This window comes from Fibrisoma limi BUZ 3, assembly GCF_000296815.2.
In the GTDB taxonomy this organism is placed as follows: Bacteria; Bacteroidota; Bacteroidia; order Cytophagales; family Spirosomataceae; genus Fibrisoma; species Fibrisoma limi.
On the sequence record NZ_CAIT01000005.1, the window covers coordinates 261928 to 288127 of the forward strand.

The window sequence follows — 26200 nt, forward strand, 5'->3', positions numbered from 1 at the left end:
AGTAGTTGCAAGCTCTGCCGTTTTCAGCAAAAATGATTACATTCCTGTAAATCTTTTTTTTCAAACACCTGGATCGCTAGCATAGCACCGGCGTTTTCCAGATGCTCTGAAAATAGCCGGGTAGTCGCGCGTTCAGTCAGTGGATTTGCCTGCAAACTCAGGTCGATCAGGGGCACCATCTGATTCTGACAGGAAGCCTAGACGTTAACCTGAAAAAGAGACGTATTGTAGTTAAAAGAAATAGATTATTGTATTTTAAAGCCAGCATTTTGTTGGGCCTTAACATCTATCCTACCACTTTTTCAACTGTCCACGTATGAGCAAAAAACTGGGTGTTTTCATTATTCACGGCATGGGCGATCCGGACCCAAACTATGCCGATGGGCTTATCAGGCAACTAAGCAAACGATTAGGAACAGCAGACCAGGAAGTGGAATTTGAAGTGTGCTACTGGGCACCTATCCTGCAGGATCAGCAAAACGTGACCTGGCGGAGATTGCTGCAAAGCAACACCATGCAGGCGAAATCGTTCCGCAAGTGGATTGTGAGTGCCCTCGGTGATCCGGCCAGCTATTTATCAGGTTATTTTAAGGCCAATAAACCTGTGTATGGAGAGATTCATGAGTGCGTACGAATTAGTTTGGAACGACTCGCTACCCGGCTGCGAGATGCGGATACAAAGCCGCTGATGATTCTGGCCCATTCGCTGGGCAGCGTTATCATCAGCAATTACATCTGGGATCAGCATTACAACAAAAAAGAGAAAAACGTAGGGTACGGTAAAACCCCATTCGAACGGACCGAAACGCTAACTTCCTTCATTACGTTTGGGTCGAACATTCCTCTCTTTCTACCGCCTGCGCCACCTATTAAATGCATTCCGTTTCCGCACGAAAAGTTGCCCGAATACCTCAAACCCGAAGCCCGGTGGCAGAACGTTTTCGATCCGGACGATGTGTTGGGCTATCCGCTGCAACACATCTGGGACGATCCGCAGGGAACCACAATTGAGGACGTTACGATCAACGCGGGTATCTGGCCGGCTTCTGAAACGCCGTTTTCTCATACGGCCTATATCCGTGACGATGATTTCCTCGACATTGTTGAGGAACGTATGAAAGCAATACTGGCCGTCACAGCGCCGGTAGTCAGTAGTCAGTAAACAGCGAAAGCCGGAGATGCCACCTCCGGCTTTCGCTGTTTGATCCGTCTTATGCCTTCGCTTCCACCAGCGCTCCGGCCTTGATTTCGTCCACGACGCCCGGGTCGAGCAGGGTAGTGGTGTCGCCCAGGTTGGCCGTATCGCCCTCGGCAATCTTGCGTAGAATCCGGCGCATGATCTTACCCGAGCGGGTCTTGGGCAGGCCACTCACGAATTGAATTTTGTCTGGCTTGGCAATTGGCCCGATCACCCGGCTAACCGTCGCCAGTATGTCGCGCTTGGTCAGTTCGGCGTCGTGATCTTCGGGCATCTGCTCGGCAATCACGTAGGCGTAAATGCCCTGACCCTTAATGTCGTGCGGATAGCCCACTACGGCGCTCTCGACCACCCCAGTGTGCATATTGATGGCGTTTTCGACCTCGGCCGTGCCGATGCGGTGGCCCGATACGTTCAGTACGTCGTCGACGCGGCCGGTGATGCGGTAGTAGCCATCTTCGTCGCGCAGGCAACCATCGCCCGTAAAGTAAAGGCCTTTGTAGGTGCTGAAATACGTCTGGCGGCAGCGCTCATGGTCGCCGTAGGTTGTGCGGATAATGGACGGCCACGGGAATTTGATGCACAGGTTACCGCTTACGCCATTTCCCGCAATCTCCTTGCCGTTTTCGTCGACCAGCACCGGCTGGACGCCCGGCAGGGGCAGCGTGGCATAGGTCGGTTTTGTTTTCGTCACACCCGCGATCGGCGAAATCATGATGCCGCCCGTTTCGGTCTGCCACCACGTATCGACAATCGGGCAACGGTTCTTGCCGATGTGGTCGTCGTACCAGTGCCAGGCTTCTTCGTTGATCGGCTCACCCACCGAACCGAGTACCTTCAGGCTGCTCAGGTCGTGGTTTTCGACCTTTTCCAGTCCAAAACCCATCAGCGAACGGATGGCCGTTGGGGCGGTGTATAGAATGTCAATTTTGTACTTATCCACGATGTCCCAGAAACGTCCGCAATCCGGCCAGGTCGGCACACCTTCAAACAGCAGCGTGGTGGCACCACAGGCCAGCGGTCCATACACGATGTAGGAGTGACCGGTAATCCAGCCGATGTCGGCCGTACAGAAATGGATCTGGCCCGGTTCGTACTGAAACACGTTCTGGAAGGTGTAGGCCGTGTATACCATATACCCCCCGCAAGTGTGTACTACGCCCTTCGGTTTGCCGGTTGAGCCGGAGGTATACAGGATAAACAGCATATCCTCGGCGTCCATCTCCTCGGCCGGGCAGTCGGCAGTAACCAACTTCAGTTCCTGCTCCATCCAGACGTCGCGGCCCTTGATCATCGACACCGGCGTGCGCGTACGGGTCAGTACGATCACCTTCTGAACGCTCGGGCAGGCGATGAGGGCATCATCAACGGTTTCTTTCAGGGCAATTTCTTTGTTGCCCCGGTAGGCACCATCGGCCGTAACAACCACCTTGCACTGCGCATCGTTGATACGGTCCGCAATGCTCTGGGCCGAAAACCCACCGAAAACTACCGAGTGAACCGCCCCGATGCGGGCGCAGGCCAGCACCGCAATCGCCAGTTCGGGCACCATCGGCATGTAAATGCAAACGCGGTCACCTTTTGTGACGCCGTTGCGTTTCAGTACGTTGGCCATGCGGCAGACCTGATCGTGCAGCATCCGGTACGTCAGCGTGACGCCCGCTTCATGCGGGTCGTTGGGTTCCCAGATAATGGCCGGCTGATCGCCCCGCTCGGCTAAGTGGCGGTCGAGGCAGTTTTCCGTAATGTTGAGTTTCCCTCCAATGAACCACTGTACGCTGGGTTCGTCAAAATTCCATTGCAGGGTTTTCTTCCAGGGCTTGCGCCAGACAAATTCCTGAGCAATCTCGGCCCAAAACCCTTCCGGGTCTTCAATGCTGTGTTGATAAGCGGCCTGGTATTGATCAAAGGTTCGGATTTGCATACAATAAAACCTAAAGGGTTAAAGTCGTAAAATTAACGTTGATGCACGCAACAGCAATTGAACAATGCTATCAGAATAGACATGTAGGCTATCGTACTTGCTGCCGGCGACCATCGGGTCTGCTGCCACAGAATGACCGGTAAGTCGTCGCAAACGTAACAACCGGCGGGCGAATCGGCAACAGGCGTCGGTTAGCCTTCATCGGTATACTCACCATCGAGGGCGTACTTCCCGAAGAGGATCAGCCCACCAACTACAATCGGGACCAGTACCAGCAGCACTACGTACCCGAATACACGATCTTCCAGTTTGTCGCTGCTGATCTTGGTCAGACTGTCGGTGATGCGGTCGTAACCAACGTATAAGCCCAGCAGAATCCAGACGACGCCGAGGTATTTTTTTAATGCATTCATGGGGAAGGGTGAATGAGCGAAAGAGTGAATGAGTGAAAGAGCGAATAAGTGAACGGGTGAAAGGAAAAAAGACTGTTTCTCTCAACTTTTCGTTCACTCATTCGCTCCGCTTCGGCGGTCCGATTCGCTCTTTGTAATATACAATAAGCCAATGATGAAGCAGACACCAGCAACCAGAATCGGATACCAGAGCCCTTCGAGATACGGCTTGTCGACCGTACCGGCGGTGGCTTCGTTGGCTTTAGTAGCCGTAGCAACCAGGGCGGTGGCAATGAAAGGCGTCAGTCCGCCGAACACGCCGTTGCCGATGTGATACGGCAACGACATCGACGTGTACCGGATGCGTGTCGGAAACAGTTCAACCAGAAAAGCCGCGATCGGCCCGTACACCATTGTTACGTACAACACCTGAATCAGAATCAGGAGCATCATCAGCGTGGCGTTGCCGGTCGACAATGTAACGGTCTTCTTTACCTCGGGTTTCGATGAGTCCGTTGCAGACTGGGTTTGCCGGGTCGTTTCGTTGGCCGTAGTGCCGTCGGCGAACACTTTGTTGATGGTCGTTGTCGTCACGAAATCGGCACTTCCGGCGGGGCGTTCGCGGGTGGTGCTGATCTGCGTCTGTTCGCCCAGTTCCTGTTTCTGCGTCAGGTCGGCCAGCTCGTACATTTTCTGGTAGATCGGTCGGTAGGTCAGTACCCCGAGCGCCATTCCCGCCAGCATGATGTTCTTCCGGCCGATACGGTCCGACAACCCCCCGAAAATAACGAAAAAGGGCGTAGCAATCAGCAGCGCAATAGCCACGATGGTATTGGCCTGTACGAATTCAATATTGCAGGCATTCTGAATAAACGAGAGCGCGTAGAACTGCCCTGTGTACCAGATTACCCCTTGCCCGGCCGTAGCGCCGAAAAGAGCCAGCAAGACCATTTTCAGGTTCTGTTTTTTGCCGAAACTTTCGGCCAGCGGGTTTTTCGATACCTTGCCCTCACTTTTCAGTTTGGCGAACAGGGGCGATTCGGCCATGCGCAGACGAATCACGATGGAAACCGCCACCAGCAGAATAGACAGCAGAAACGGCACCCGCCAGCCCCAACTCGTAAACGCGTCCAGACCCAGGGTTTCTCGGGTAATCAGAATAACACCCAGCGACACAAACAGGCCGAGCGTCGCGGTAGTCTGAATGAAACTCGTGTAGTAGCCCCGCCGACCAACCGGCGCGTGTTCGGCTACGTAGGTAGCTGCCCCGCCATACTCACCACCCAGCGCCAGTCCCTGTACGAGCCGAAGGATCAGCACCAGCAGCGGTGCCCAGAAGCCAATGGTTTCGTAGCCGGGAATCAGGCCGATCAGGAAGGTGGAGCCGCCCATGAGCACGAGCGTTACGAGGAACGTGTATTTCCGGCCGACCAGATCGCCCAGCCGACCGAACACGAGCGCCCCGAACGGCCGAACCACAAACCCTGCCGCAAACGTGGCTAAGGTCGAGAGCAGAGCCGCCGTGGGGTTATCTTTCGGAAAAAACTGCGAGGAAAGAATGGCCGCCAGACTGCCGAAAATGTAGAAGTCATACCATTCAATAAGGGTCCCAACCGATGAGGCCGAAATAACACTCAACAACGTACGGGAATCCGTCGTCTGGCTGGGGGTGCGCGCTGCAAGCATGAGAAAGAAGGTTTAGGAAGTAAGGAGTCAATGAATCAGATATACTTACGCTTGCTTCATGAATTCACCAGCGTGGGACGACAGTACGTACCCTGCCTGGTTTTCGCTTGTTGATGACGTACCGGAGCCGCTGAATTCGCTCCCTGAACTGGCGGGAATCCAGTTATGGAGACAGCCGCTCAATGATCCAGGCATTCTCTTCCCGACGGTATTGAATGCGGTCGTGCAGGCGGCTTGGGCGTCCCTGCCAGAACTCTATCTGGTCGGGCATTACCCGGAATCCACCCCAGTGCGGAGGGCGCGGGATGAGTTGGCCGTCGAACTGGGCTTCCAATTCCCGCTGCCGCTGCGCCAGTACGTCGCGACCGGCGATGACTGTGCTCTGGTTCGACACCCATGCTCCAATCTGACTACCCCGGGGGCGGCTGGCAAAGTAAGCATCCGATTCCGCTGCGCTTACTTTCTCAACACGTCCCCGCACCCGAATCTGACGTTCAAGCTCGGCGTAAAAGAAAGTAAGCGAGGCAAATGGGTGCTTGATCAGGTCGTGGCCCTTCCGGCTATCGTAGTTTGTGTAGAAGACAAAACCGGCGTCGCTGACGTCCTTGAGGAGTACAATCCGTCCGTCCGGGTGCCCTTCAGGGTCTACTGTGCTGACATACATGGCATTTGGCTCAGGAACCCCGGCGTTCAGGGCCGACTCGAACCATTGCCGGAATTGAGCAACCGGATCCAGTAAAACATCTGCTGTATCTAAACCGTTTAACGTGTATTCCTTGCGTAAATCACTAATCTTAGAGGGCATCATCCGGACTTGTTTTAACGGCTTTCAATGGCTGAACTACAAGAAAATCCGCATTTTGTCGTAATTTTGCAAAAGTAATCGGTACGCTTTCAACATGGCAAACGAAGAACAGGAAATTAACCAGCAGCCGGAACCCTCTAATCAGGCAACCGAAACGCTGGCTATACATAACCCGGACGAAGCTGCAACGCAACCTCAGAACACCGCTGAAGCAGGAGAAACTACGCCTGCTCCGGAGTCGGAGGTAGCTCCGAATGCCCCGTCATCAGCGGAGGTAGCTGGAGAAACTGCGTCAGAAGCGGAAGGGGTACAGGCCACCGAACCAGCCGTCAGTGCACCAACTGGCGAAACGGCAACGGAGCCGCAGAATGACACTCAGGCTGAGCCACAACCGGTTGCTGAGACTCCCGTTGCAGAATCTCCCTCAGATGAAGCCGCTCCGAGAGCAACGGCTGAAACCGAGCCACAACCGGAAGCCGAAACCGCTGATGAGACAACCGCGGCAGAAGAAACCCCACTGGTCGTAACCGGCAGTGAGTCGGCGGAGCAGCCGACGGAAGATACTCCGACGGCTACTTCGGAAGAAGCAGAGCCGGTAGTGAGTGAGGAAATTACCGCTCAGTATGCCGACCTTTCTGAAGGAGATGATCAGGAAGACGAAACAGCCGCCCAGCCGACCGCCGACTACAGCCAATACTCCAAGCAGGATTTCGTCAATCTGCTGCAACAGCAGTTAGCTGGGGTCAGCGTTGAAAACGTAACGCCCGGCGATTTTAAGAAGGCCGATCAGGTGCTGAAAGAGGTAAAACCTCTGTTCGACCAGATGAAGCGGGCTGAGCGCGAAGCTGCCCTGCAATCCTTTGTTCAGGAAAACGGTTCCGACGAAGGCTTTGAATATAAGTTTGATGATTCCGTTCAGAAGTTCGATGATCTGTATAAGCAGATCAAGAGTCTGAAGAATACCTATTTCCAGAACCTGGATAAGGCGAAGGATTCAAATTTTGCCACCAAAACCGAGCTGCTGCGTCGCCTGCGCGAACTGGTCGAGAACGACGAAAATAACGCCGGCGATCCGAAGTCAAGCTGGAACGAGTTCAAGCAGATTCAGGATGAGTGGAAAGCGGCCGGGAACATGAACTCCCCGCACAACGCGACCCTGTGGGCTACGTATCACGCGTTGGTTGACCGGTACTACAGCAACCGCAACATCTACTTCGAACTGAAAGAACTCGACCGCAAGCGCAACGCGACGCTGAAGACGGAGGTGATCGAGAAGGTCGAAGCGCTGGCTAAGGCATCGGAAGAAACGCCCGTGACGCGGCAGACCATCGATGAGGCCAATGCGATGTTCGAGGAGTACAAGCACATCGGGCCGGCTCCGAAGGCCGATCAGGAGGTGTTGTGGCAGCGGATGAAAGCCGCCCTCGATACGTTGTATGAAAAACGACGTGGCCAGACCAACGAGCAGCGGAAAGAGTCGGCTCAGTTGTACGAAGAAAAATCGAAGATCTACGAAGACCTCGTGCCTTTCACCTCGTTTACGTCCAACAGCATCAACGACTGGAACGATAAGACGAAGGACGTAATGGCGCTGCAGGATCGCTGGAATGCGCTGAAAGGACCAATGCCCCGCGAGGAAGGTAAGGAACTGAGCAAGAAGTTCTGGGCGGCTCTGAAAACGTTTTTCCACAACAAAGGTGAGTTCTTCAAGCAACTGGAAAGCAAGCGCGAGGAAAACCTACGGCTGAAAACGGATCTCTGCGAACAGGTGGAAGCCATTCTGGCTTCGGGCGATGAATCGGCAGAGGCTACACAGCGGGTGATCGATTTGCAGCGGCAATGGAAAACCATTGGGCAGGTACCCGAAAAGCAGAAGAACTCGATCTTCGACCGGTTCAAAGCTGCGTGTGATGCGTTCTTCAACAAGAAGCGTTCGAAGAACCAGGAAACAGAGCGTGAGTTTGAGGGTAATCTGGCTCGTAAAATCGCCCTGATTGAGCGCATCGAAGCAGCCGCCACCGAAAACGCGGATCTCTCGCAACTGAACGAGTTCAAGAAGGAGTGGAACAGCATCGGATTCGTGCCGAAGAAAGACATGCAGTCAACCCAGAAGCGGTACATCAACGCCATCAACGCGTTGGTAGGTGCTACGGGTAAGCTGTCGGCCAAAGACAAGGAGCGCGTGATGCTGCAAAACGAAGCTGAAGTAACCCGGGGCGGTGGCCGGGATGGCGGTCGTGATGGGGGCGGTGGCAAGCGCGAAGGCGACATCCGTCGTCGGATCTCGGCGCTCGAGAACGATATTGCTACGTACAACAACAATATTGAGTTCTTCGCCCGCTCGAAAAATGCTGACAAGCTCCGGGCTGATATTGAGAAGAAAATCGCTGATGCTCAGAAACAACTGGATGATTTACGTCATCAGTTGCGGGTAGCGCAAGCTTAACGAATACAAATGGAGCGGGCATACGTCAAAAATATGTCCGCTCTTTTTTGGGTCATTAGTTGCGTTGTATAGCCTAAAACGCTACTTTTGCACCACGTTTTGAATGAAACAGGCCTCCATAGCTCAGCTGGTAGAGCAACTGACTTGTAATCAGTAGGTCGTTGGTTCGATCCCGACTGGGGGCTCTTCAAAATCAAGCACTTGGCAGAAATGTTAAGTGCTTTTTTGTTTTTGTTGCAATACATCTGATTAATTGGGCCAAAACCCTAATAGAGCCGCTTGAAGGCTTCACAATACAAGATTTGCTTGTGCATAGTTGTCAGAAGTAAGGTGGTCATTCATTTCTTTTATCTGACACACGCTAAACAATACTCTTTTTAGGGCGTGTGCCGTAATTTATCCAACAAAAGAGCCGCCGATTCAAGCAACACGTAGGATTTCCCAGTATATTTTCAGGTCTATTCAGGAAAACCCAAAATCGTTATGACTACGCGCAGAACCTTCCTGCAAACGGCCGCGCTTGGTGGCGCATCGGCCCTTTTTTCACCAAACGTGCTGCTGGGCGCTACGCGTCCCAAAAAGGACCGGCTTGGGGTAGCCCTCGTCGGCCTGGGTTACTACAGCACCGATCTTCTGGCTCCGGCGCTCCAGCAAACTAAAAATTGCTACCTCGCCGGTATCGTAACCGGTACGCCGGCAAAGGCCGAAACCTGGAAAAAGAAGTACAACATTCCAGATAAGAACATTTACAATTACCAGACCTTCGACCAGATCGCGAACAACCCCGATATTGACGTGGTGTACGTGGTGCTCCCGCCGTCGATGCACGAAGAGTATGTAGTGCGGGCGGCTAAGGCGGGCAAGCACGTCTGGTGCGAGAAACCGATGGCCATCACGGCCAAAGAGTGCCAGAACATGATCGATGCCTGCAAGAAAAACAAGGTGTCGCTGGCCATCGGCTACCGGCTGCATCACGAGCCGAACACGCAGGAGTATGTAAAACTGCTGCGTGACGGAAAAATTGGCAAGATTCAGATGGTAAGTTGTTCGGCCGGTTATCGCGACAACCGTACCAATCACTGGAAGCAGACAAAAGAGCTGGGTGGGGGCGTCATGTACGATATGGGCGTGTACGTATTGCAGGGGGCTCGGCTGGCTACGGGTGAGGAGCCGATTGCTGTGACGGCTCAGCAGTTTACGTCTCGGCCGGAGATTTATAAAAACGGACTGGACGAAACGACCATGGCTCAACTGGAGTTTCCGAGTGGGGCACGGGCGGCCGTGCAGACCAGCTTCGGCATGAACATGAACTATCTCTATGTTACCGGCGATAAGGGAATGCTGAAGATGGAGCCGTACTCAGCCTACAATGGCCAGACCGGCGAATACCCCGGTGGAAAAATCCAGCATCCGTATCAGGTGCCGTTCCAGCAAGCCAGTCAGATGGACGACGATGCGGCATCGATCATGGCCGGCAAGCCGATGCTGGTGCCGGGCGAAGAAGGTCTCCGCGACATCATAATTGTGGAAGCTATTTACAAAGCTGCCAAGAGCGGCCAGCGGGTGAAGATTGCCTGACAACAAGGTCTGACGGTACGTCTGACCGGTGAAAACACCACAGCGTAATGACGTTCCGCCGTTCCGTAAGCGGGTGAATTAAACGGTCCGCCGTCGCGGTCGCCCGCTTACGGAACATTTGACCAGTGGGGTATTTGGGGATAGGCCGGTCAGGTGTACCGGCAGGCTAGCTGGCTGAGTAGGGTCAGGTCTGACGTTCCGTCAGACCTTGGCGTTTGATCTTAAACCACTTACCGGGGCTATCCTACAACCCACACATACGTTGTGCGTCTTGTGTGCTACGGGAGCCTTGCGGCCGGGCCGCGTTTTTGCTTACTTTGGCTATTGAAACGCTGCCGTACTATGACACCCATCTATTTTACTACGCTCCCCGCTGACGAACAGTTGGATATTCTATATTTCAAGGGTGACATACTGGCTAATCGTTACGAAGACGAACACGTATATCTGCTTTATAGCCTCGACGATTTCTACGTTGAACTTCGCTACGACGCCTACAAGAGTAAGCTGCAACACCTCGACGCGTTCCGTGATACCGACCGGCTGGAGCCGTATCTGCCGTATCTGGTGGAGATGGAGTAAGTCGGCCTTGCCTATTGCGTACGTAAGAACTAACTAAAAAAGCCCCGGTTGGGGCTTTCTTGTTTTCTGAATGTATTACTAATCAAGGCATCAAATCGCAGCCGGCCGCGCTGATTTCCAGCGTATTTTCGGCTTCGGTGGCACCCGTGAATGATACACCCAGCGTCACGCCGAGTCCCCACAGAACTTCCGGCCGACCGGGTACGGCGAACCGGTGCATCCCCCAGGGCGATGGGGCGAGGTTCAGCCCGTCGTGAGCGGCAATCCGGCGCTCTCCGTCGAATACGTGGACGTTGGTGATTTTGGCGCGGGGCGAATTACTCCGGAAGCGGATCAGGGCTGAGTCGATGGCCAGGCGGTTGTCGTTGACAATCACCGGCGTCGGGATGGCGAAATGAAACCAGTTGGTCGTGTTGGGTCGTCCAATGACGCGGATGAAAAAACCAGCCCGCCATTGATTCTGTATGTTTCCGGGCACTTCAATCTGCATGGTGTGACCGTGCGCCCACATTGCTTGTGCTAAGGCCATTTGGAAAAGAAGGTTTAGTTGATTTTCTGTAAGGTCGTTTTCGATAAATTCCGGATCATTTCCGAGGGGTTTTCCCGGCTCATACGATCCAGCTTCTGCTTCAGTGCAGCCGGTGCCGCCTGTTCCACAGCCTTGATGGCCAGCTTCTTGACGCTTACGTCGTCGGCATCGATCAGGCGGTCGGCGATGGGGTACCGAACCTCATCGGGTAGGTTGACCAGCGCCGAAGCGGAGGCTATCCGAACGAGGGCGCGGGGGCTGTTCGACGCCGTTACAACGATGTCATGAGCCTGCGGATTGGGCAGCAGGCTGGCCAGGTAAACGGCCTTCGACGCCAGCATCGGGTCGGGGTCGTTGGCCAACTGCAACAGAACGGATACGTCCGACCCGTCGATCAGTTGAGCTAGTTGCGCGTAGTCCGGTTCATCGCTGCTTAGTCGCAGCCGGAGTTCGGTTGGGGAAAGTGCCATGCGATTAAGCGTTTACGGTTAGCGCGTTCGATTTCATGGTGCTGATTTCTGAGTTGATCAGATCAGGGGGCGGATTCGTGATGTTGGCCGTACCGTTGCCAGTCATGAGTCGGTTGTTGTCGTTCACGTGCGACAGACCCAATACGTGGCCGATCTCATGGCCCAGGGTCCAGCGGGTGGCGCCACTGGCCACCACCGCGCCGGGCCGACCGCTCGGGTGGGCTGCACAGCCGTTGTAGGGCGGGTTGGTAGCCTGGACGAAATACACGACCACATCATTGCGGCCAACATTGTTGCGGTTGTTGAACAACTGATTCTGTTCCGTTGTCGTTTCGCCCCGCGTACAGCCGCCTACGTCCACTACGTTCAGATCGGGGAGGTTCAGCGTTTCGTTGCTCATGTGTACTACCCGGATACCAGCGGGTTCGTATACCTGCCGCATCGAGTTAATCATCGTGTCGATGGAAACGGTCGGTTGGGTGAGCACTTTCGTGTGCAGACGAACCGTTTCGAACAGGTTAAAGTCGCAGCCAGCCGCGCTGAATTCGAGCGTGTTCTGCGCGTCGGTCGTGCCCGAAAAGCGCACACCCACCGAAATGCCGATACCCCAGAGTACGTCGGGTTTGCCCGTGACCTGAAAGCGCTCCAGCCCGAAGGCGGTGGGCGAGAGGTTCAGGCCGTCGTGTGTGGCAATGCGCCCTTCGCCGTCGTAAACATGCACGTTGGTTACGGCGGCCTGCGGAGACCCGGCCCGGAACCGAAGCATCACTGAATCGACCATCTGTCGTTTGTCATTGACAATGACGGCCGTGGGGATGCCAAAATGAAACCAGTTTGTCGAGTTGGGTTGCCCCACTACCCGAATGAAGAAACCGGCTCGCCACACACTCCGGACTCGATCCGGAAACTCCACCTGCATCGCATGCCCGTGGGTCCACATTGCTTGTGTGATTGCCATACAATAAGAGTTTATGAGAGGAATGGATTGCCGATGAATAGCCGTAAGGCGCTCATTGACAGAATCAAAGATAGGTGGATCAGGTTGTTATTTTTAGCGGGATAAAACGTGATCAACCAAGTAGTTATACGTATTTTGTAGAAAAATTAGCCGAGTGGATAGCCAACACTTTTTTGTCGATTTTTATGGGCAAATGGGTTGTATGGCGTTTTTTTGCACGTAGAACGCATTACCAACTACATGAGTCAAACCCCCGAACAACGGGTCGCGGCCCAGCTCAATCTTAACGCCCGATCTGTTGCCAATACCATCGACCTGCTCAACGGTGGGGCCACTGTTCCGTTCATTGCCCGCTACCGAAAAGAAGCCACCGCATCGCTTGATGAGGTGCAGATTCAGGCGATTAAGGATACCTACCAGAAACTGCTGGATCTCGATAAACGCCGGGACGCAATCCTTAAATCAATCGACGAACAGGGGAAACTAACCCCCGAGCTACGTCGGAAACTGGAATCCGTCGACTCGATGACGGAACTGGAAGACCTGTATCTGCCCTTTAAACCGAAGCGCAAAACCCGGGCGACCGTTGCCATTGAACGGGGGCTGGAACCGCTGGCCGATCTGATTTTCAGCCAGCGGGAGAACGACGTCGAGCGGATCGCCAAACGGTACGTCAATGACCAGGTTCCGACCGTGGCGGATGCCTTGCAGGGAGCCCGCGACATCATGGCCGAACGCATCAGCGAGGATGCTGACGCCCGGCAGCGCATCCGGAACCTGTTCGAGCGCGAAGCCATCATTACGTCGAAAGTCAAGAAGGGGAAGGACGCTGAGGGGGCCAAGTACCGCGACTACTTCGACTTTGCCGAACCCCTCCGTCGCGTGCCATCGCACCGGCTGCTGGCCATTCGGCGGGGCGAAGCGGAAGGAATTCTAGCCGTTTCCATCTCGCCCGACGAGGACGCGGCTGTCGAACGGCTGGAACGGCAGTTTCTGCGTGGCCTCCCCGGGAGTAAAGAGCAGGTTGCTCTGGCCATTCGCGATGGCTACAAACGACTGCTGAAGCCTTCGCTCGAAACCGAATTTGACAAACAGTCGAAAGACAAGGCCGACCAGGAAGCCATCCGGATTTTTGCCGACAACCTGCGGCAGTTGCTGCTCAGTCCGCCCTTGGGGCAGCAACGGGTGCTGGCCATTGACCCCGGCTACCGGACCGGCTGCAAAGTCGTCTGCCTGGATGCGCAGGGCAATCTGCTGACCGATGCGGTCATCTACATTGCGCAATCTGACGCCCAGAAGCAACAGGCTACCCAGACGGTTCGGCGGTTGGTGGAGCAATACAAAATCGACGCCATTGCCATCGGAAACGGTACGGCCGGCCGCGAAACCGAGGAGTTTGTCCGGGAGCTGAATCTGGGCAAATCGCTTTTCATGGTGAGTGAACAGGGGGCGTCGGTGTATTCCGCGTCGGAGGTGGCCCGGGAGGAGTTTCCTGATAAGGACGTAACGGTACGTGGAGCGGTCAGCATCGGTCGGCGGTTGATGGACCCGCTGGCCGAACTGGTGAAGATCGACCCCAAATCGATTGGGGTGGGGCAGTATCAACACGATGTTGATCAGACTGACCTCAAAAACAGCCTCGATACCGTCGTTGAAAGCTGCGTGAATCAGGTCGGCGTATCGCTTAATACGGCCAGTGCGTATCTGCTGCGCTACGTGTCGGGCCTGGGGCCGCAACTGGCCGGCAACATCGTGGCGTATCGGGCGCAGAACGGTGCGTTCACCTCCCGCGACCAACTCAAAAAAGTACCGCGATTAGGTCCGAAAGCCTTCGAACAGGCGGCCGGTTTTCTACGTATTGAAGGAGCCCGAAATCCGCTGGACAACAGCGCCGTTCACCCCGAGCGGTATGCGCTGGTGGAGCGTATGGCCACCGACGTCGGCAGTACCGTAGCCGACCTGATCCGGAAGCCTGAACTACGTAAACAGATTCGTCCCGAACGCTACGTTACCGACTCGGTGGGGCTGCCAACCCTCCGCGACATTCTGGCCGAACTCGAAAAGCCCGGCCGCGACCCCCGCGAACAACTGGCCGTGTTTGAATACGACGAGCGGGTACGCAAACCTGAAGACCTGCATGAGGGCATGATACTGAACGGCGTCGTGACGAACATCACGGCCTTCGGGGCTTTTGTCGACATTGGGGTGAAGCAGGATGGCTTAGTCCACGTATCACAATTGGCCAATCGCTTCGTATCGGACCCGAATCAGGTGGTGAAACTGCACCAGAAAGTAAGAGTAAAGGTGCTGGAGGTCGATTTAGTGCGCAAACGCATTGCGCTAACAATGAAAATTTAATAGGTTGCGTTAAGGTGGTAGAGACGATTCCTATAGACAAAGGGCGTCTCTACCCCCGGACATAACCGTAGCCACTATTCTATGCCCATTACAACGACCCTGCGGGCTGCCTGGCGGCCCCTGTTGACCAGTTCGTTGCTCTTCATCTCGCTTACTTCCTGCGAAGTTTTCCGCTCCTCCGGCCCCTCTCATTCCGTCAGCCGTCGCCCGTCCACCAGCCGCTCCGTCGCTACCCGTTCGTCGGTTAAGCGCGCTCCCGCCGTACCGGCCAAGCCAACCGGTAAGGTGGTTGACACACGTACCTACGAAAACCGCTACGTGCCCGAAGTGGTCAAAATTGCGCGAACCTACACCGGAACGCCCTACCGCTCCGGCGGTAATACTACGTCCGGCATCGACTGCTCGGGACTGGTCTATGCCGTTTTCAACACGGTGGGTCTGCGAATGCCCCGCATCTCATGGCAGCAGTCGGAGGTGGGGTACGAGGTGGATGTCAAGGAAATTCAGCCGGGCGATCTGATCTTCTTCGTGCCCGACAGCGGCAAGGCGGGGTACGTATCGCATACGGGTATCGTGACGGAGGTGAACGGTCCCGAAAACATCCGGTTCATTCACGCGTCATCATCGCGCGGGGTGCGGGAGGATAATCTGTATTCCAATTACTTCAAAGGTCGGTTTGTGAAGGCCCTGCGGCCGTTCTGACGCACCGTGTCGGCTACTCGGTAGTCTTTAACGCGTCGGTCAGCAGTTCCAGCATCCGCAGGTACGTTGGCCGGGGCGGGGTGTAGCGGAATGAGGAGGTAGCCGCCAGCAAGTCCTGCCGAACGTAGTCGAGCGGCACAAACCGCATGTCGGCCACTTCGTCGGACTGGGGCGTAAAATCGGTAAGGTCAAAGGTCACCTGCCAGACGTACACTTGAGCGTGTTCGCGGTCGCGGAGGGGAATGCGCTCGTCAATCATCTCTACGGATACAATACCCAGGGGTTGCAACTCGCCAGGCTGCGGCCGGATGCCGACTTCTTCCTCGGTTTCGCGCAGGGCGCCTTCGTCGTAGGTTTCGCCGGGTTCGATGTGGCCACCGATGCAGATGTCCCAGTAGTTGGGCAGAATCTCCTTGTCGGGGTGACGGAGGGTCAGCAGTAATTCGTTTCGCTGATTCAGGACAAAAATCTGGGCCGTACGGTGCCAGTCGCCGTCGCGTTCGATGTCTCGTTTGCGTTTCCGGCGACCCAGCGGCCGATTCTGTTCATCCACAATGTCTAATTCCTGCGCCATGGGGCATCAACAAAAAAGCCGCCCGATGGGGTGGCTTTTCGGCTACAGCAATTAAACAGTTTGAGCGGCTTCGCTGATCATTTCTTCCCATTCAGCCCGGCCTCTCCGCTTCAGTTTCATTTCCAGACTCAGGGCCTCGTTGCGGGTGGCAAACTGCCGGGTAAACTTCAGTTCCCAGGGCTTGCCGTCGGCCGTAGCCGCCACCGTTTTGGCATTATGCTGCCACAAGCTGATTTTGAGGTCTTTGGTCTGACCGATGAAATATTGATCGGTTGAGGGGCTGTAAATGATATAAACCGTATGCATAGGTGTCGGAGGGACTATAGTCAAAACTACAGAATCAATATCATAAAACAAAGTCTATTGACGCAATTGGTAGTAAGCGGTAAAGTAGGTACGTGAGACTGAGGAAGATGTAAAATTTTTAAAATTGAAGTTGAGTTGCTGTGATTTTTTGCTCATATTTGCACCCACAAAACGCAAACGGGGGTATAGCTCAGTTGGCTAGAGCGCTACAATGGCATTGTAGAGGCCGTCGGTTCGAATCCGACTATCTCCACAGCAAACAACGTAAAAGGCTGTTTATCATTCGATAAACAGCCTTTTTCCATGTATAGCCACCTGAACTTAACAAATCGCTTAACAATAACGCTTATGCAATTGCCTGAAAACGGCACATTAGGAGTTCCACCATTCCGACACTGTAAACTGTACTCTTACGAATTAGACCCGGCTAAAACCTGGTTAATCGAGTTCTACCAATGGAACGTAAAGACCCAAAAGAAAGAACGCCGGTTCTTTTCTCGGTTCAATCAGATCAGGGAGCCAGCCGCCCGGCTGAAAGAAGCCCAGCGATGGATAAAGTTTATTAACCAACAACTCGAAAACGGCGCGGTTTACAATCCAGACCTAAACCACAAACCAACCCCGGCCGCAAAGCCTGAACGATTGCCTACCTTGCTCGAAGACATACAAACGTATTTATCTGTTAAGCAGTCTGAATTAGTGGATACGTCGTATAAGGTGTATAAGAATTTCGGGCGCAAGTTTCAGGACTTTATTAAGAAAAATAAGCTAGAAACGATTGTAACAAAGGAGCTTACGCCCGAATTGTGCGAACAATATAGAACCTACATATTAGCGCTGCACTCGGACCCAACTACCCGAAATAAGGAGATCAACCAATTAAAAACGTTCTGCAACTGGTTCACCAAAAAAGGACGTAAACGGTTCGACGTTAGCCCGGCTGTAGATGTCGAGTTAGTACAGGCTAAAGAATCAGAGCTACACGAACCGTATACCGACGAACAAGCGGAACGGATATTTAACCACCTTATCAGTACTCAGGACTACCGGCTTTTGCTGTTTATCTACTTTATACATTACTGTTTTGCCCGGCCTGGTAAAGAAGTCCGTTTACTGAGAGTTAGGGACTTGAAGCATAAGACAGTACAGATTAGCGGCAAACGGGCTAAGAAAGGTAAAACGAAAACGCCGACGATGCCCAAACCGTTAGACGAACTGATAGAGCATTTAGGGATTAGAAACTACGACTTAGATTTCTACGTGTTTGGCAGTGAAGGAGCGCCCGGCCCCAACCCGGTAGGAAAGAACCATTTCTATCAACGGCACTGCAAAGTATTGAAGGAGTTAAGTATTACGGGGGCAAAGTACACCCTGTACGGCTGGAAACATACCGGCAATATCAAAGCAATACGGCTTGGCTTTCACACTCGGAGACTACAGGAACAAAACGGCTTTTCCGATCATAAGACAATGGAAATCTATACCCGCAGATTAGCCGCTTTTGTCGATGACGACATATACGAAAAGTTCATATAATTGCACCTTCATATAAAACCCCCGTTCACAAGCATAATGAAGAAACGTTTAAAATCCCTTTCCCTTGCAACCCTAACCCTGTTAGCGGTAGCCAGTTGTAAAAATTCTGACGTTGACCCGCGTGAGCAATATACCGGCTCATACAACATTACTACTACACAATATTCAAAAGGAACTAATGGGGCAAGTGCTACAGAGGTTTATAAATTCAACTTGTACGTATCAAAAGGCAAATCGAGTGATGAGTTAGTATTCAAAGATGACGATGACACATATACAGTAACCATGAAGAATAACACCTTTGAGATTCCTGCACACACAACTTCCATTTTTTATAATGGCTCAACCTATGCGGTTAAGACCGTTGGGAATGGTTCTTTTGCCGGAAATTCAATAAACCTGAATACGGTTACAGGTTTGTCAATACAAGGTATAACAGTGACTATAACGAAGGCCGGAAATGGCCCTAAGTTTTAGGAATAAATTACATTACAGTACACACCTAATTAACAGAAAAAGCCGGTTCAAGCGAACCGGCTTTTTACTTACCCACCGTAACACAGTAGTAACCTACTGTTTATTATTCAAAGCGGTAAAGTCTACTGTAATACTTGATACGGCCGTTGCTGCACCGCCAGCCGCTACCAGATAGCCGCCTATCGTTGCCACTATTGGCGCTACCGGAGCCGCTACAATTGCCCCACCTACGGCCGCTAACACGATACCGACAGTACGGAGCGTTCTAAAAAATTTGGGCGTTGGAGCCTGTAGCCGTTGGGCTAAGGTTATGTTGTCTTGTGTAATCATTTGATTAGTGGTTAAAAAAAAGATTATACAAACGTCAGAATAGCTCCTGCTTCAATACCGTTTACCAGCCAATAATTTGAATTGTTTTGTACCGTACTGAAACTAAACTGTACTATCCTACAGTCGTTGTTTTCTGTCGATTGCTGAACCTGTTGTTCTAACAAAGTATCAAACTCCGATTCATCTGGTACAATGACAGTCACAAACTTTATGATGTTTACTTTGTCTGCTTTTCTCTGTAGCTGGTTGTCTACATAGGTCTTATCGGCTTTCTGCGTAAGAGCGTTTTTTATAGACTTAACGTCGGCCTTAACCGATTCAATAAACTGCTTAATCTTGTCTTCCAATTGTTTAAAGTACTCCATCCGGTTTGCTGGTTATTGAGTGTAAATAGAATTAAAATCTAAGGGTGCGTTTTTGGGTAGCTTGGCTTCTATGTCTTTAAGTTGCTGAGCTTGATAAAACTGCCTGTAAATGACGTAGGCCAGCACACAATAGAGTAATACTGTCTTCATAAAAGGGTTAGATTGTGAGTTAAGGGATTGAGATTACTAAATCACCGTCAGCGTTCTTTATGCCCGTTGGCCGCTTTTCGGCTACGAATACAATTACACTGAGTACAGCCGCAATAAGTAAGATCGTTACAGACCGACGAAACCCGCCAAATAAATACGTCAGGAATACAACCAGAACAGCAAAGTAGATATACACCTTTTCCGACGTTAACAGAGCCTTTAGACTATCTGGCGCAACGAAACCACCGTATAGATAAAACCGGACATCCGTACCGCTTCTGTCATTGGCCGTTAGTAATCCATCGGGCAAAACCACCGTATAGCCTTCAATCGAAAGCGGTAAATAGCTGTTGTGCCTATCGGCTACACTGGTCTTTTGAAACCACTGCAACGGTTGTCTATCATAGGGGTTTTCGTAAATGCTTACTGGGTGTGAATGGAACCGGATAGGCAACGCCCCGGCCGCTAGTGCGTTTGCCATTTCGACGCCGGAATTAAGCGGCTTATAGGCCGTCTTTCGAGCGTCCCCGGTTAACTGGTTGGGTAGTTGCTTCCATCGGTTTACGATCAAGCCCCCGGCCGTAGGAACGGCGTAAAGAACCCCGCCCGTTTCTTCGTGCAAAGGGTAGGCTTTTTGCAGGTCGCGCAATACGGCCGCTTTGATAACTACTTTAACCGGGTTCGACAAAACCAGCGTTTTAGTCCCTTCCCTAACTATTTCTTTAAGAAAATTGGATTTAACTAACTGAGCAATCATAAATTAGTTCTCCGAACAAATGAAGGACATGGAAGATAAAAAGCAACTGACAGAGCTTGTAAAGCAATCAAACGGGTTGATTAACATATGTTTTCAACTCTATCAACAAAGGAAAGAGGAACAACAGCTTTTGAAAGAATTAGTCGAACGATGTAAGAAATTAGAAGCTGAGTTAAGCGAATTAGTGCTAAACGGCCAGTTTAAAGATTGAGCCGGGTCAATTTGCCCGGCTTAATGCGGTTCTAAAATCCAATTAAACAACGTTCTAAAGTTTTCCGCTTGACCGCCCTAACGCCAGTAATGCCAGTATCAGAAAGGCAGTCATTAAATACTTTTTCTTCCAGATGTAGACGCCAACCAGCACAACGGCCGCAACTAGCAGTAGTAGCCAATCAACCGGCTTTACGCTCGTTATCGGAGCGTTGTACAGAACGGCCGGGAAAACGTCCGGCGTTGACTGTGTGCCGTAAGGGGTTGTACTGGTCAGGAAAGTATTAGATAGCGCCGTGTTCCAGTCGCTTGCAAACTGAGCTAAGGCAGGACCAAACAAATGGTCATGTTGAGCAAATAAGCCGTTCCACTCAGTAGCGTTAAAATCCGGCCCTTTGTAGGTCTGCTTATAGGTCTGGATTAGTTCGGCTAACCCTTGCGCCGTTGTGGGGTCTGCCAGTGTGCCGGGAACCTGGCTTACTTGTTCCTGAACAACGACTAAGGCTAAATCCGGCTTATTGTACGTATTGCGTACATAATCGAAAACGTAGCGAAAACGCTCTTTAAACGTTTCTTTGTCCGTTCCCCTATCGTTGTAGCCATGTTCTACTAAAATCGCTCTAACGCCCGTTTTTGGCACGTAAGAAGCCATAACTACTTCCAACGGCTCGAAGGGTTGCCGGGTTGCCGGATTTGTTTGGCCGGGGGGTAGCTGCGTTCGGGTTTGGCCGGTTAGTAGCTGCCAGTTTTGCAGAATATTGGAACCACCGTAGGCGCAACCATAAAACAGCACTGGTACGCCCAACCGCTTTACCAACTTGTCCCCTAATTGGCCCCAACTATCCGGCGTACCGTGATACGGCCCAACCTTACCCGTAAGCGGTCCAAACTGGTAGTTCTTCGTTGACAGATCATCGAGCAACGTTAGTACCCGCCCATCGGTCGCCGGTAGTTGGTTGGCTACATCGTGACCGCCTTGTATGAAGCTATGCCCGAACAATACAAACACTTCACCAGCTCCAACTTTCACGGTTTGGGTCAGGTTGCCAGCCGATACCGTAAGCGAATAAAAGCCGCCTGGCAGATCGACCGAACCGCCAAAATTCCCGGCCTTATCAACCGGAATTGTTCGGGTTATTGGTAAAGCGGCTTCGAGCGTTTGAACGTCCGATTGGGCAAACTTGATAGGGGTAAATACGGCCTTTACGTTCAACGTACCGGCCGGAACCGTACCGGCAACGGGAACACTGGCAATGTTCTGGTTATTGCGTTGATAGACGCAATTAGCGAAAGGTTCGAGTAGGGTAAGGTTAGTTTGCATGAGGAACAACCGCCGTTAAAAAATGAAGGATTGCGGCCAGTAGTGCCGCCAATACTGAGAGCCTGGCAGTAGGGCTAAGGCTTTGAAAATCGGTCTTTAAATCGTTGACACAGTAGCCCGAAACGAAAGCGTACAAGGAGATACAGACTAACCAGACAGAACCTAAAGCGGCCGTAATGCAATAGAAAATTTGCGCGGTTGATTTGAGCGCGAAGGAGATAAACCCCATTTCTAATTTACCACTGGTAAAGTCTGCAAACAAGTAGGCTACGAACGCGAACATAGCCTTTAACAGTAGGCCGTTAATCGAGCGTAGGGTTTTGAGCTTTTTTGCCTGTACTCGTTCGGCTTCTGTTGGCAGTCCGTCAGGCAGTAGCCCTAATTCTTTCCGTAGCTGTAGGGCTTGCTCGTCTGCATCTTCAGCGTACTGGTAAAGTCTTTTTTTATCGTCTTCAGATGCCGCCTTAGCCGCTTGATTACGGTAGGCAGTAGCCTGGTCTTCGTACTGTGCAATAGCGTCGATTTGTTCCGCCCGTTGCCGTTCGGCCGCTTCTACTTTATCCGCTTCAATTTTGAGTAATTGAGCCTTTAGGCTTTGTTCGTCGGCCTGTAGTTCATCAAAGGTTTTCATAGAGAAGGGTTAGGAGTTAGCCGGAACGAACCGGCCAATTTGCGCCTTTACGTCGCGGATAGTTATTAAGCCATCGCGGTTTGTATCGAGTACCTTGTTTAGCCGGTAACGGCGTCTATCGAGTTCGGTACGGCCGTTGGCCCGGTATAGTACCTGGTCGTCAGGACGCCCCAAAAAGGCCGGAGCAAATACCACTATGTACACGTCGTACACGTCTTTCATACGGCCCCGGTAGGGCATGAAATAGCGTTCAACGTAAGCCAGTTGTTCAACCGGATTTAGTTGGCTGAGTTCCGCCGTTGTAGTGCCTAAACTTTGCGCCGTTCGGGGTATAAACTGGATAAGACCAACGGCCCCGGAATAGCGGTTTTTTGTGTTGGATCGAAACGTTCCCCCGGTCTCGAATCGCATGACGATCATTAACCAGTCCGGTTTTACGGCCAGCCTTGCCGATACGGTTCTGACTTCTTCGACAAAAGCGGCCCGGTATTGAGCCGGAACTTTATCGGAGTAGACTAACGTCTGTGGTTTCCAGTGCGTACCAGCCTGGCAGATGCTATTCACTGCCAGCAGCAGCGTGAGTAAAAAACGTTTCATCAAGATCAAAGGAAGGTTAGAAAAAAGGCCGGGACGTTTGCCCGGCCCGTTGCGGCTACCTATGTGGTATTTGAGCCGCCTACTGTTGGCCCTAATTGGCCGGTTTGATACTCGGAGCCAATAACCCGCTACAGCTTAGAAAAGCGGTTGTGTTGCTCAAACAAATGATTTGATACTTACCCTTTGCTAGCGTTCGCCGTTGGCCGGGTAGAAGCCGGTACATCGTGTTCATTACGGCGTTGCGTAAAGCCTGGTCCGTAATTTTATCCACGTCGTCTAATTCTTCTGACGGAATTGCATATACGTTGCCGATGCCGCTAACGTTAGCGATTTCACTAACATAGGGTAATTCCAGCGTTTGAGATTCTGTAATCAGTCGGGTAGAACGGGGCATTTTAAGAGAGTATTTTGGTTAAAAGAATTACACCGGCTACGGCTGCCAGAATTGGAACAGCCGGTTCCATCGGTGCGACATTTTCAAACCCGGCCGGAACGTACCGCTTAATGACTTCTTTGATTTCGCCTACGGTAATTACACCGTCATTGTTAGTATCGAGCGGCTTGTTGGCTGTATAGGCTTTTGAAGGTGAAACGTACACTTTCTGAGCGTCAGGACGCCCGATGTAAGCCGGGGCAAATACAGCCATGTACACCTGGTACAAATCCGTCATTTTGCCTTTGTAGCGAGCCAAATACTTTTCTACCCAATCAAGTTGGGTAACGGCGTCCATCGTTCGGAGTTGGGCCAACGTTACGCCCAAACCGCTAATACCGTTCTGCGTAAACTGAATCAGTCCGTAGGCTTCTGCGTTCGGGTTTTTGACCGATGCCGAAAACGTTCCAGCCGATTCAAACCGCATGACGATCATTAACCAATTCGGGTCAATCTGTAGCCGGTTGGAGACTGCAACAACCTTTTGAATGAAAGCCGAACGGTAAGCGGCCGGTACTAAGTTTTCGTAAGCAAGTGCCATATTAAGAGATCGTTACAGAGCCTTTGTGAACGTACACCTTCACATCATACAGGAAGTCGAACCAGTGCGGAGTTTTGACAATTACGAACCGTTCCTTTTTGCCCGTTACGGTCAAATCTGCTTCACCGTCATACGTGCCGATTACTTCACCGGCTTTTGCTTGCCGTAGGATGTTTTGCGGCTTATCGAAGACGCGAAGATTTACGGTTTGCTTTGCCTTTACCTGTTTTGTGTAGTTGCTCGAAGTTCCCCCGGTTGGCGTAGTCGGTACGGTTGGATTAGAACCCCGTTTGTAGATAATGTCGTAGAACTTCTGTAGATCGGTCCTACTCAATTCGCTTTGCAGATCAAGCGTTAGTTCGGAGCCGTAAAGCACTCGGTAAGAGTCGGCAACGGCTGAATAGTCTTTAATCTGCTGGGCTGTCTGAAAGATCAAATCAACGTCCGTACCGTCTACTGACATCAGCATACCAACGCCCGAACGGTTCATTGCATCCCGTAGGGCTTGCGCCTGTTGGGTATTCGTATCGGTTCCGGCCGTGTCGAGATAGGTTTGTTTTTTAGACTTCGAGAAACCACTAACAACCAGATATACGGCCAATAAGGTTAAAGCCACAATAAGCAGGTTATTATAAGCACCGTCGTTTGCTTTCTGTAATCTATCTTCCACGGTCAGAGCGAATTAAAGGTTTAGGAATAGTCGTTTTATGAGCGTCTATGCTTGCGCCGTAGGCGTCTGCTACGCTTGATTGTGTTGGTCTTGCCACTACCGGCCTGGCTGCACCATTTGGCGTATTGGCGTTGTGGGAACCACGTCGGTTTACTGGAGCCGTTGCCGTATTTGTCAACAGATGCCAGTACCGGCCGTTCGTCGTTGGCCGTTGTGGGTTGTTCAGTCGTTGAGCCACTGCCTGAACCGTTGGTCTGTGCGATTTGGGCGTTTTCAGCCCGTACCGGAACCGATGCCGTTCCGCCCAACATACTAGCCATTGCCAGCGCAAAAGCAGAGCCTAAAAGCGTCCGTTTCTTCATCGGCTTATTTCACAAAGGTTTTCACGATGGACCAGAACGGAACCTTTTCGACCAGTGCCGGAAAAGCGTCTTCAATGTCCGTTAGCTTGATCGTACCGGCGTCTGACTTCTTTTTCAGTTCCAGACATTTGCCGATGTTTTCCGGCGTAAGAACCTGCTTAGAAAATTCGGGGTCTGCTTCGATGCCTTCCGTAATTTTCTCAATCACCGTTACGGCCGTAACCGTGTCCCCGGTTGCATCTTCAAGGGCGTTAAACATTCGGATAAACAGCCCTTCTACGTAGTCTTTGGTAATTTCCTGCACTTCGTTCGTGTTCGAGTGCAGGGTAATAGCTTGGTTGGTTTTCATGTGTTAGGGTAGAGGTTTGGGGTTGCAAGGGGAAAGGGGTTATCCGAACAGCTTACCGCCCGAAAAAACCTTTTTCATTTCACTTGCTGCCTGGACGGTATCAGACACTTTTTTAGTCGTGTCTAAGAAGTTCGGTATTCCGTCTTTGTCGTCGTCAGCTAAGTACTTTTCAATCTTTTCAACCCGCTTTACAAGGTCTTTCACCATTTCAGCCATTGGGCCAAACTGTTGGCTCATTTGCTCGAATAGCAACGTTCTGCGGGTTTCTTCCTGAATGGTTTTTAGTACGTGGTCAGGAACCCCGTAAGCGTTGGTAGAAAGTGCCGTTTGCATAGCTGTAGCAGGTTGAGCCGGGGCATTTGCCGACGTGTTGAATGAGATTTGAACGGCTCCCGAATGGTTGTTCTCTTTGTCTGACGACTTGAGCCGGTAGTTACCGTCTGGTAACAGACCGACAGAGTTTTGCAAGTGTGCTATACTGTCGTCTAAGTTGTCCGACTTGGTGTACTGTCCGACTTTCGTAGTGCCTGAAAACAGCCACCAATACGGCGTATGATTTAGCCGTAGGTGTTCAATTGCATTACTCAGATTAGCCATGTTCGGGGTAGTGGGTTAAAGGATGAGAAACAGCCCGGCCGCAACCCTGCAACGCATCCTACAGGCAGGGGAGAGATTACTACGGCCGGGGGGCTGTTTATTTCTTCGACTTAAGTTTTCGCACGTCAGAAATCAGCTTTTTCTTACGCGCTTTCTGCTTGATAAGCTCTGCATTGTATTTGTCAACGTCTTTGCAATCAGCAAAGTGACGCGCCCAAACTTCCTCAGAAGCAGTAGACTTAGGAGATTTCTTGTACTTTTTCGGCTTTGCCATTTTTCGAGATGGTTAAGGATTTGAGAAAGTAAACCGGGTCTTACTGCCTGTTCAGGTTGCCCGGTTCTATCGTCGTCGGGTTGGGGTTATCG

30 protein-coding genes and 2 tRNA genes are annotated in these 26200 nt (G+C 51.9%); 11 read left to right on the forward strand and 21 right to left on the reverse strand.

The genetic code is table 11. The features are described from left to right. Positions 1-316 precede the first annotated feature (316 nt). Positions 317-1162: a hypothetical protein gene (locus BN8_RS05955; protein WP_009280913.1), complete on the forward strand. Its 846-nt coding sequence runs from the start codon at positions 317-319 to the stop codon at positions 1160-1162. 49 nt (positions 1163-1211) lie between these two features. Here the strand turns inward: BN8_RS05955 and acs are convergent, their stop codons facing one another. From acs to pdxH, 4 genes are all read right to left on the reverse strand, one after another. Continuing rightward, positions 1212-3122 carry an acetate--CoA ligase gene (gene acs, locus BN8_RS05960; protein WP_009280914.1) on the reverse strand — a complete coding sequence of 637 codons (1911 nt, stop codon included), beginning with the start codon at positions 3120-3122 and terminating at the stop codon, positions 1212-1214. A gap of 191 nt (positions 3123-3313) precedes the next feature. Beyond that, positions 3314-3535, reverse strand: coding sequence for a DUF6814 family protein (locus tag BN8_RS05965; RefSeq protein ID WP_009280915.1), 222 nt, complete (start codon positions 3533-3535; stop codon positions 3314-3316). Positions 3536-3628: 93 nt separating this feature from the next. After that, complete coding sequence (locus BN8_RS05970) at positions 3629-5200, reverse strand: MFS transporter (RefSeq protein WP_009280916.1); 1572 nt, start codon at positions 5198-5200, stop codon at positions 3629-3631. Positions 5201-5363: 163 nt separating this feature from the next. Then, positions 5364-6005, reverse strand: a complete 642-nt coding sequence (pdxH, locus tag BN8_RS05975; protein ID WP_040005563.1) for a pyridoxamine 5'-phosphate oxidase — start codon at positions 6003-6005, stop codon at positions 5364-5366. Between the two features lie 94 nt (positions 6006-6099). Here pdxH and BN8_RS05980 point away from each other — a divergent pair, with 94 nt between their 5' ends. From BN8_RS05980 to BN8_RS05995, 4 genes are all read left to right on the forward strand, one after another. Beyond that, positions 6100-8451, forward strand: a complete 2352-nt coding sequence (locus BN8_RS05980) for a DUF349 domain-containing protein (protein ID WP_009280918.1) — start codon at positions 6100-6102, stop codon at positions 8449-8451. A gap of 112 nt (positions 8452-8563) precedes the next feature. Beyond that, a tRNA-Thr gene (locus tag BN8_RS05985) sits at positions 8564-8636 on the forward strand. Between the two features lie 298 nt (positions 8637-8934). Next, a complete protein-coding gene (locus tag BN8_RS05990; protein ID WP_009280919.1) occupies positions 8935-10029 on the forward strand; it encodes a Gfo/Idh/MocA family protein in 1095 nt (364 codons plus the stop codon). Between the two features lie 342 nt (positions 10030-10371). Next, positions 10372-10611: a hypothetical protein gene (locus BN8_RS05995; protein WP_009280920.1), complete on the forward strand. Its 240-nt coding sequence runs from the start codon at positions 10372-10374 to the stop codon at positions 10609-10611. Positions 10612-10693: 82 nt separating this feature from the next. On the opposite strand, the gene BN8_RS06000 is transcribed toward BN8_RS05995, so the two are convergent. The 3 genes from BN8_RS06000 to BN8_RS06010 are packed head-to-tail and all read right to left on the reverse strand — an operon-like array spanning position 10694 to position 12568. Then, the gene (locus BN8_RS06000) at positions 10694-11140 is read right to left on the reverse strand and encodes a DUF6623 family protein (RefSeq protein WP_009280921.1); all 447 of its coding nucleotides are present in this window, start codon (positions 11138-11140) and stop codon (positions 10694-10696) included. A gap of 14 nt (positions 11141-11154) precedes the next feature. Then, complete coding sequence (locus BN8_RS06005) at positions 11155-11610, reverse strand: HEAT repeat domain-containing protein (RefSeq protein WP_009280922.1); 456 nt, start codon at positions 11608-11610, stop codon at positions 11155-11157. A 4-nt stretch (positions 11611-11614) separates the two neighbouring features. After that, positions 11615-12568: a DUF6623 family protein gene (locus BN8_RS06010; protein WP_009280923.1), complete on the reverse strand. Its 954-nt coding sequence runs from the start codon at positions 12566-12568 to the stop codon at positions 11615-11617. A 240-nt stretch (positions 12569-12808) separates the two neighbouring features. Here BN8_RS06010 and BN8_RS06015 point away from each other — a divergent pair, with 240 nt between their 5' ends. Together BN8_RS06015 and BN8_RS06020 are read left to right on the forward strand one after the other, a co-directional pair. Then, on the forward strand, positions 12809-14926 hold the full coding sequence (locus tag BN8_RS06015; RefSeq protein WP_040005564.1) for a Tex family protein: 2118 nt from the start codon (positions 12809-12811) through the stop codon (positions 14924-14926). An 81-nt stretch (positions 14927-15007) separates the two neighbouring features. Next, positions 15008-15628 (forward strand): C40 family peptidase, encoded by a 621-nt coding sequence (locus BN8_RS06020; protein ID WP_009280925.1) that lies wholly within the window; start codon positions 15008-15010, stop codon positions 15626-15628. Positions 15629-15641: 13 nt separating this feature from the next. Here the strand turns inward: BN8_RS06020 and BN8_RS06025 are convergent, their stop codons facing one another. Continuing rightward, the gene (locus BN8_RS06025; RefSeq protein ID WP_009280926.1) at positions 15642-16202 is read right to left on the reverse strand and encodes an NUDIX hydrolase; all 561 of its coding nucleotides are present in this window, start codon (positions 16200-16202) and stop codon (positions 15642-15644) included. 51 nt (positions 16203-16253) lie between these two features. After that, positions 16254-16508 carry a GIY-YIG nuclease family protein gene (locus BN8_RS06030; RefSeq protein WP_009280927.1) on the reverse strand — a complete coding sequence of 85 codons (255 nt, stop codon included), beginning with the start codon at positions 16506-16508 and terminating at the stop codon, positions 16254-16256. Positions 16509-16687: 179 nt separating this feature from the next. On the opposite strand from BN8_RS06030, the gene BN8_RS06035 reads away from it, so the two are divergent. From BN8_RS06035 to BN8_RS06045, 3 genes are all read left to right on the forward strand, one after another. After that, positions 16688-16761: transfer RNA gene (locus BN8_RS06035), tRNA-Ala, on the forward strand. Between the two features lie 95 nt (positions 16762-16856). Beyond that, on the forward strand, positions 16857-18044 hold the full coding sequence (locus BN8_RS06040; RefSeq protein ID WP_229367771.1) for a tyrosine-type recombinase/integrase: 1188 nt from the start codon (positions 16857-16859) through the stop codon (positions 18042-18044). Positions 18045-18080: 36 nt separating this feature from the next. Then, positions 18081-18521, forward strand: a complete 441-nt coding sequence (locus BN8_RS06045) for a hypothetical protein (protein WP_040005488.1) — start codon at positions 18081-18083, stop codon at positions 18519-18521. Between the two features lie 93 nt (positions 18522-18614). Here the strand turns inward: BN8_RS06045 and BN8_RS06050 are convergent, their stop codons facing one another. The 3 genes from BN8_RS06050 to BN8_RS06060 form a co-directional block, all read right to left on the reverse strand. Beyond that, positions 18615-18851: a hypothetical protein gene (locus BN8_RS06050; RefSeq protein WP_009280929.1), complete on the reverse strand. Its 237-nt coding sequence runs from the start codon at positions 18849-18851 to the stop codon at positions 18615-18617. 23 nt (positions 18852-18874) lie between these two features. Further along, positions 18875-19216 (reverse strand): hypothetical protein, encoded by a 342-nt coding sequence (locus tag BN8_RS06055; protein ID WP_009280930.1) that lies wholly within the window; start codon positions 19214-19216, stop codon positions 18875-18877. Between the two features lie 169 nt (positions 19217-19385). Then, a complete protein-coding gene (locus tag BN8_RS06060) occupies positions 19386-20123 on the reverse strand; it encodes a hypothetical protein (protein ID WP_009280932.1) in 738 nt (245 codons plus the stop codon). Between the two features lie 19 nt (positions 20124-20142). On the opposite strand from BN8_RS06060, the gene BN8_RS06065 reads away from it, so the two are divergent. Then, on the forward strand, positions 20143-20334 hold the full coding sequence (locus tag BN8_RS06065; protein WP_009280933.1) for a hypothetical protein: 192 nt from the start codon (positions 20143-20145) through the stop codon (positions 20332-20334). Between the two features lie 54 nt (positions 20335-20388). Here BN8_RS06065 and BN8_RS06070 read toward each other — a convergent pair whose 3' ends face one another. The 9 genes from BN8_RS06070 to BN8_RS33160 all read right to left on the reverse strand — a co-directional run bounded on the left by BN8_RS06070 (position 20389) and on the right by BN8_RS33160 (position 26108). Continuing rightward, positions 20389-21654 (reverse strand): hypothetical protein, encoded by a 1266-nt coding sequence (locus BN8_RS06070; RefSeq protein WP_009280934.1) that lies wholly within the window; start codon positions 21652-21654, stop codon positions 20389-20391. Beyond that, a complete protein-coding gene (locus tag BN8_RS06075; RefSeq protein ID WP_009280935.1) occupies positions 21644-22285 on the reverse strand; it encodes a hypothetical protein in 642 nt (213 codons plus the stop codon). The genes BN8_RS06070 and BN8_RS06075 overlap by 11 nt, the downstream gene beginning before the upstream one ends. 9 nt (positions 22286-22294) lie before the next feature. Further along, complete coding sequence (locus BN8_RS06080; RefSeq protein WP_009280936.1) at positions 22295-22882, reverse strand: lysozyme family protein; 588 nt, start codon at positions 22880-22882, stop codon at positions 22295-22297. Positions 22883-23277: 395 nt separating this feature from the next. Beyond that, complete coding sequence (locus tag BN8_RS06090; protein WP_009280938.1) at positions 23278-23856, reverse strand: transglycosylase SLT domain-containing protein; 579 nt, start codon at positions 23854-23856, stop codon at positions 23278-23280. A 1-nt stretch (position 23857) separates the two neighbouring features. Further along, positions 23858-24526, reverse strand: a complete 669-nt coding sequence (locus BN8_RS06095) for a hypothetical protein (RefSeq protein ID WP_009280939.1) — start codon at positions 24524-24526, stop codon at positions 23858-23860. Between the two features lie 35 nt (positions 24527-24561). After that, on the reverse strand, positions 24562-24888 hold the full coding sequence (locus tag BN8_RS06100) for a hypothetical protein (RefSeq protein WP_009280940.1): 327 nt from the start codon (positions 24886-24888) through the stop codon (positions 24562-24564). Positions 24889-24892: 4 nt separating this feature from the next. Next, positions 24893-25237, reverse strand: coding sequence for a hypothetical protein (locus BN8_RS06105; RefSeq protein WP_009280941.1), 345 nt, complete (start codon positions 25235-25237; stop codon positions 24893-24895). 39 nt (positions 25238-25276) lie between these two features. Then, positions 25277-25570: a hypothetical protein gene (locus tag BN8_RS32810; protein WP_144051598.1), complete on the reverse strand. Its 294-nt coding sequence runs from the start codon at positions 25568-25570 to the stop codon at positions 25277-25279. A 361-nt stretch (positions 25571-25931) separates the two neighbouring features. Then, on the reverse strand, positions 25932-26108 hold the full coding sequence (locus BN8_RS33160; protein WP_009280943.1) for a hypothetical protein: 177 nt from the start codon (positions 26106-26108) through the stop codon (positions 25932-25934). Positions 26109-26200: the final 92 nt, after the last annotated feature.

Bases quoted from the DNA above. Each gene is read 5' to 3' on its own strand.
- BN8_RS33160 (WP_009280943.1), bottom strand. From the start codon at position 26,108: ATGGCAAAGCCGAAAAAGTACAAGAAATCTCCTAAGTCTACTGCTTCT.
- BN8_RS06070 (WP_009280934.1), bottom strand. From the start codon at position 21,654: ATGCAAACTAACCTTACCCTACTCGAACCTTTCGCTAATTGCGTCTAT.
- BN8_RS06105 (WP_009280941.1), bottom strand. From the start codon at position 25,237: ATGAAAACCAACCAAGCTATTACCCTGCACTCGAACACGAACGAAGTG.
- pdxH (WP_040005563.1), bottom strand. From the start codon at position 6,005: ATGCCCTCTAAGATTAGTGATTTACGCAAGGAATACACGTTAAACGGT.
- BN8_RS05955 (WP_009280913.1), top strand. From the start codon at position 317: ATGAGCAAAAAACTGGGTGTTTTCATTATTCACGGCATGGGCGATCCG.
- BN8_RS06045 (WP_040005488.1), top strand. From the start codon at position 18,081: ATGAAGAAACGTTTAAAATCCCTTTCCCTTGCAACCCTAACCCTGTTA.
- BN8_RS06020 (WP_009280925.1), top strand. From the start codon at position 15,008: ATGCCCATTACAACGACCCTGCGGGCTGCCTGGCGGCCCCTGTTGACC.
- BN8_RS06090 (WP_009280938.1), bottom strand. From the start codon at position 23,856: ATGGCACTTGCTTACGAAAACTTAGTACCGGCCGCTTACCGTTCGGCT.
- BN8_RS06040 (WP_229367771.1), top strand. From the start codon at position 16,857: ATGCAATTGCCTGAAAACGGCACATTAGGAGTTCCACCATTCCGACAC.
- BN8_RS06000 (WP_009280921.1), bottom strand. From the start codon at position 11,140: ATGGCCTTAGCACAAGCAATGTGGGCGCACGGTCACACCATGCAGATT.
- BN8_RS32810 (WP_144051598.1), bottom strand. From the start codon at position 25,570: ATGCAAACGGCACTTTCTACCAACGCTTACGGGGTTCCTGACCACGTA.
- BN8_RS06080 (WP_009280936.1), bottom strand. From the start codon at position 22,882: ATGAAACGTTTTTTACTCACGCTGCTGCTGGCAGTGAATAGCATCTGC.
- BN8_RS06050 (WP_009280929.1), bottom strand. From the start codon at position 18,851: ATGATTACACAAGACAACATAACCTTAGCCCAACGGCTACAGGCTCCA.
- acs (WP_009280914.1), bottom strand. From the start codon at position 3,122: ATGCAAATCCGAACCTTTGATCAATACCAGGCCGCTTATCAACACAGC.
- BN8_RS06005 (WP_009280922.1), bottom strand. From the start codon at position 11,610: ATGGCACTTTCCCCAACCGAACTCCGGCTGCGACTAAGCAGCGATGAA.
- BN8_RS05980 (WP_009280918.1), top strand. From the start codon at position 6,100: ATGGCAAACGAAGAACAGGAAATTAACCAGCAGCCGGAACCCTCTAAT.
- BN8_RS06060 (WP_009280932.1), bottom strand. From the start codon at position 20,123: ATGATTGCTCAGTTAGTTAAATCCAATTTTCTTAAAGAAATAGTTAGG.
- BN8_RS06010 (WP_009280923.1), bottom strand. From the start codon at position 12,568: ATGGCAATCACACAAGCAATGTGGACCCACGGGCATGCGATGCAGGTG.
- BN8_RS06075 (WP_009280935.1), bottom strand. From the start codon at position 22,285: ATGAAAACCTTTGATGAACTACAGGCCGACGAACAAAGCCTAAAGGCT.
- BN8_RS06100 (WP_009280940.1), bottom strand. From the start codon at position 24,888: ATGAAGAAACGGACGCTTTTAGGCTCTGCTTTTGCGCTGGCAATGGCT.
- BN8_RS05995 (WP_009280920.1), top strand. From the start codon at position 10,372: ATGACACCCATCTATTTTACTACGCTCCCCGCTGACGAACAGTTGGAT.
- BN8_RS06025 (WP_009280926.1), bottom strand. From the start codon at position 16,202: ATGGCGCAGGAATTAGACATTGTGGATGAACAGAATCGGCCGCTGGGT.
- BN8_RS06015 (WP_040005564.1), top strand. From the start codon at position 12,809: ATGAGTCAAACCCCCGAACAACGGGTCGCGGCCCAGCTCAATCTTAAC.
- BN8_RS05970 (WP_009280916.1), bottom strand. From the start codon at position 5,200: ATGCTTGCAGCGCGCACCCCCAGCCAGACGACGGATTCCCGTACGTTG.
- BN8_RS05990 (WP_009280919.1), top strand. From the start codon at position 8,935: ATGACTACGCGCAGAACCTTCCTGCAAACGGCCGCGCTTGGTGGCGCA.
- BN8_RS06055 (WP_009280930.1), bottom strand. From the start codon at position 19,216: ATGGAGTACTTTAAACAATTGGAAGACAAGATTAAGCAGTTTATTGAA.
- BN8_RS06065 (WP_009280933.1), top strand. From the start codon at position 20,143: ATGAAGGACATGGAAGATAAAAAGCAACTGACAGAGCTTGTAAAGCAA.
- BN8_RS05965 (WP_009280915.1), bottom strand. From the start codon at position 3,535: ATGAATGCATTAAAAAAATACCTCGGCGTCGTCTGGATTCTGCTGGGC.
- BN8_RS06030 (WP_009280927.1), bottom strand. From the start codon at position 16,508: ATGCATACGGTTTATATCATTTACAGCCCCTCAACCGATCAATATTTC.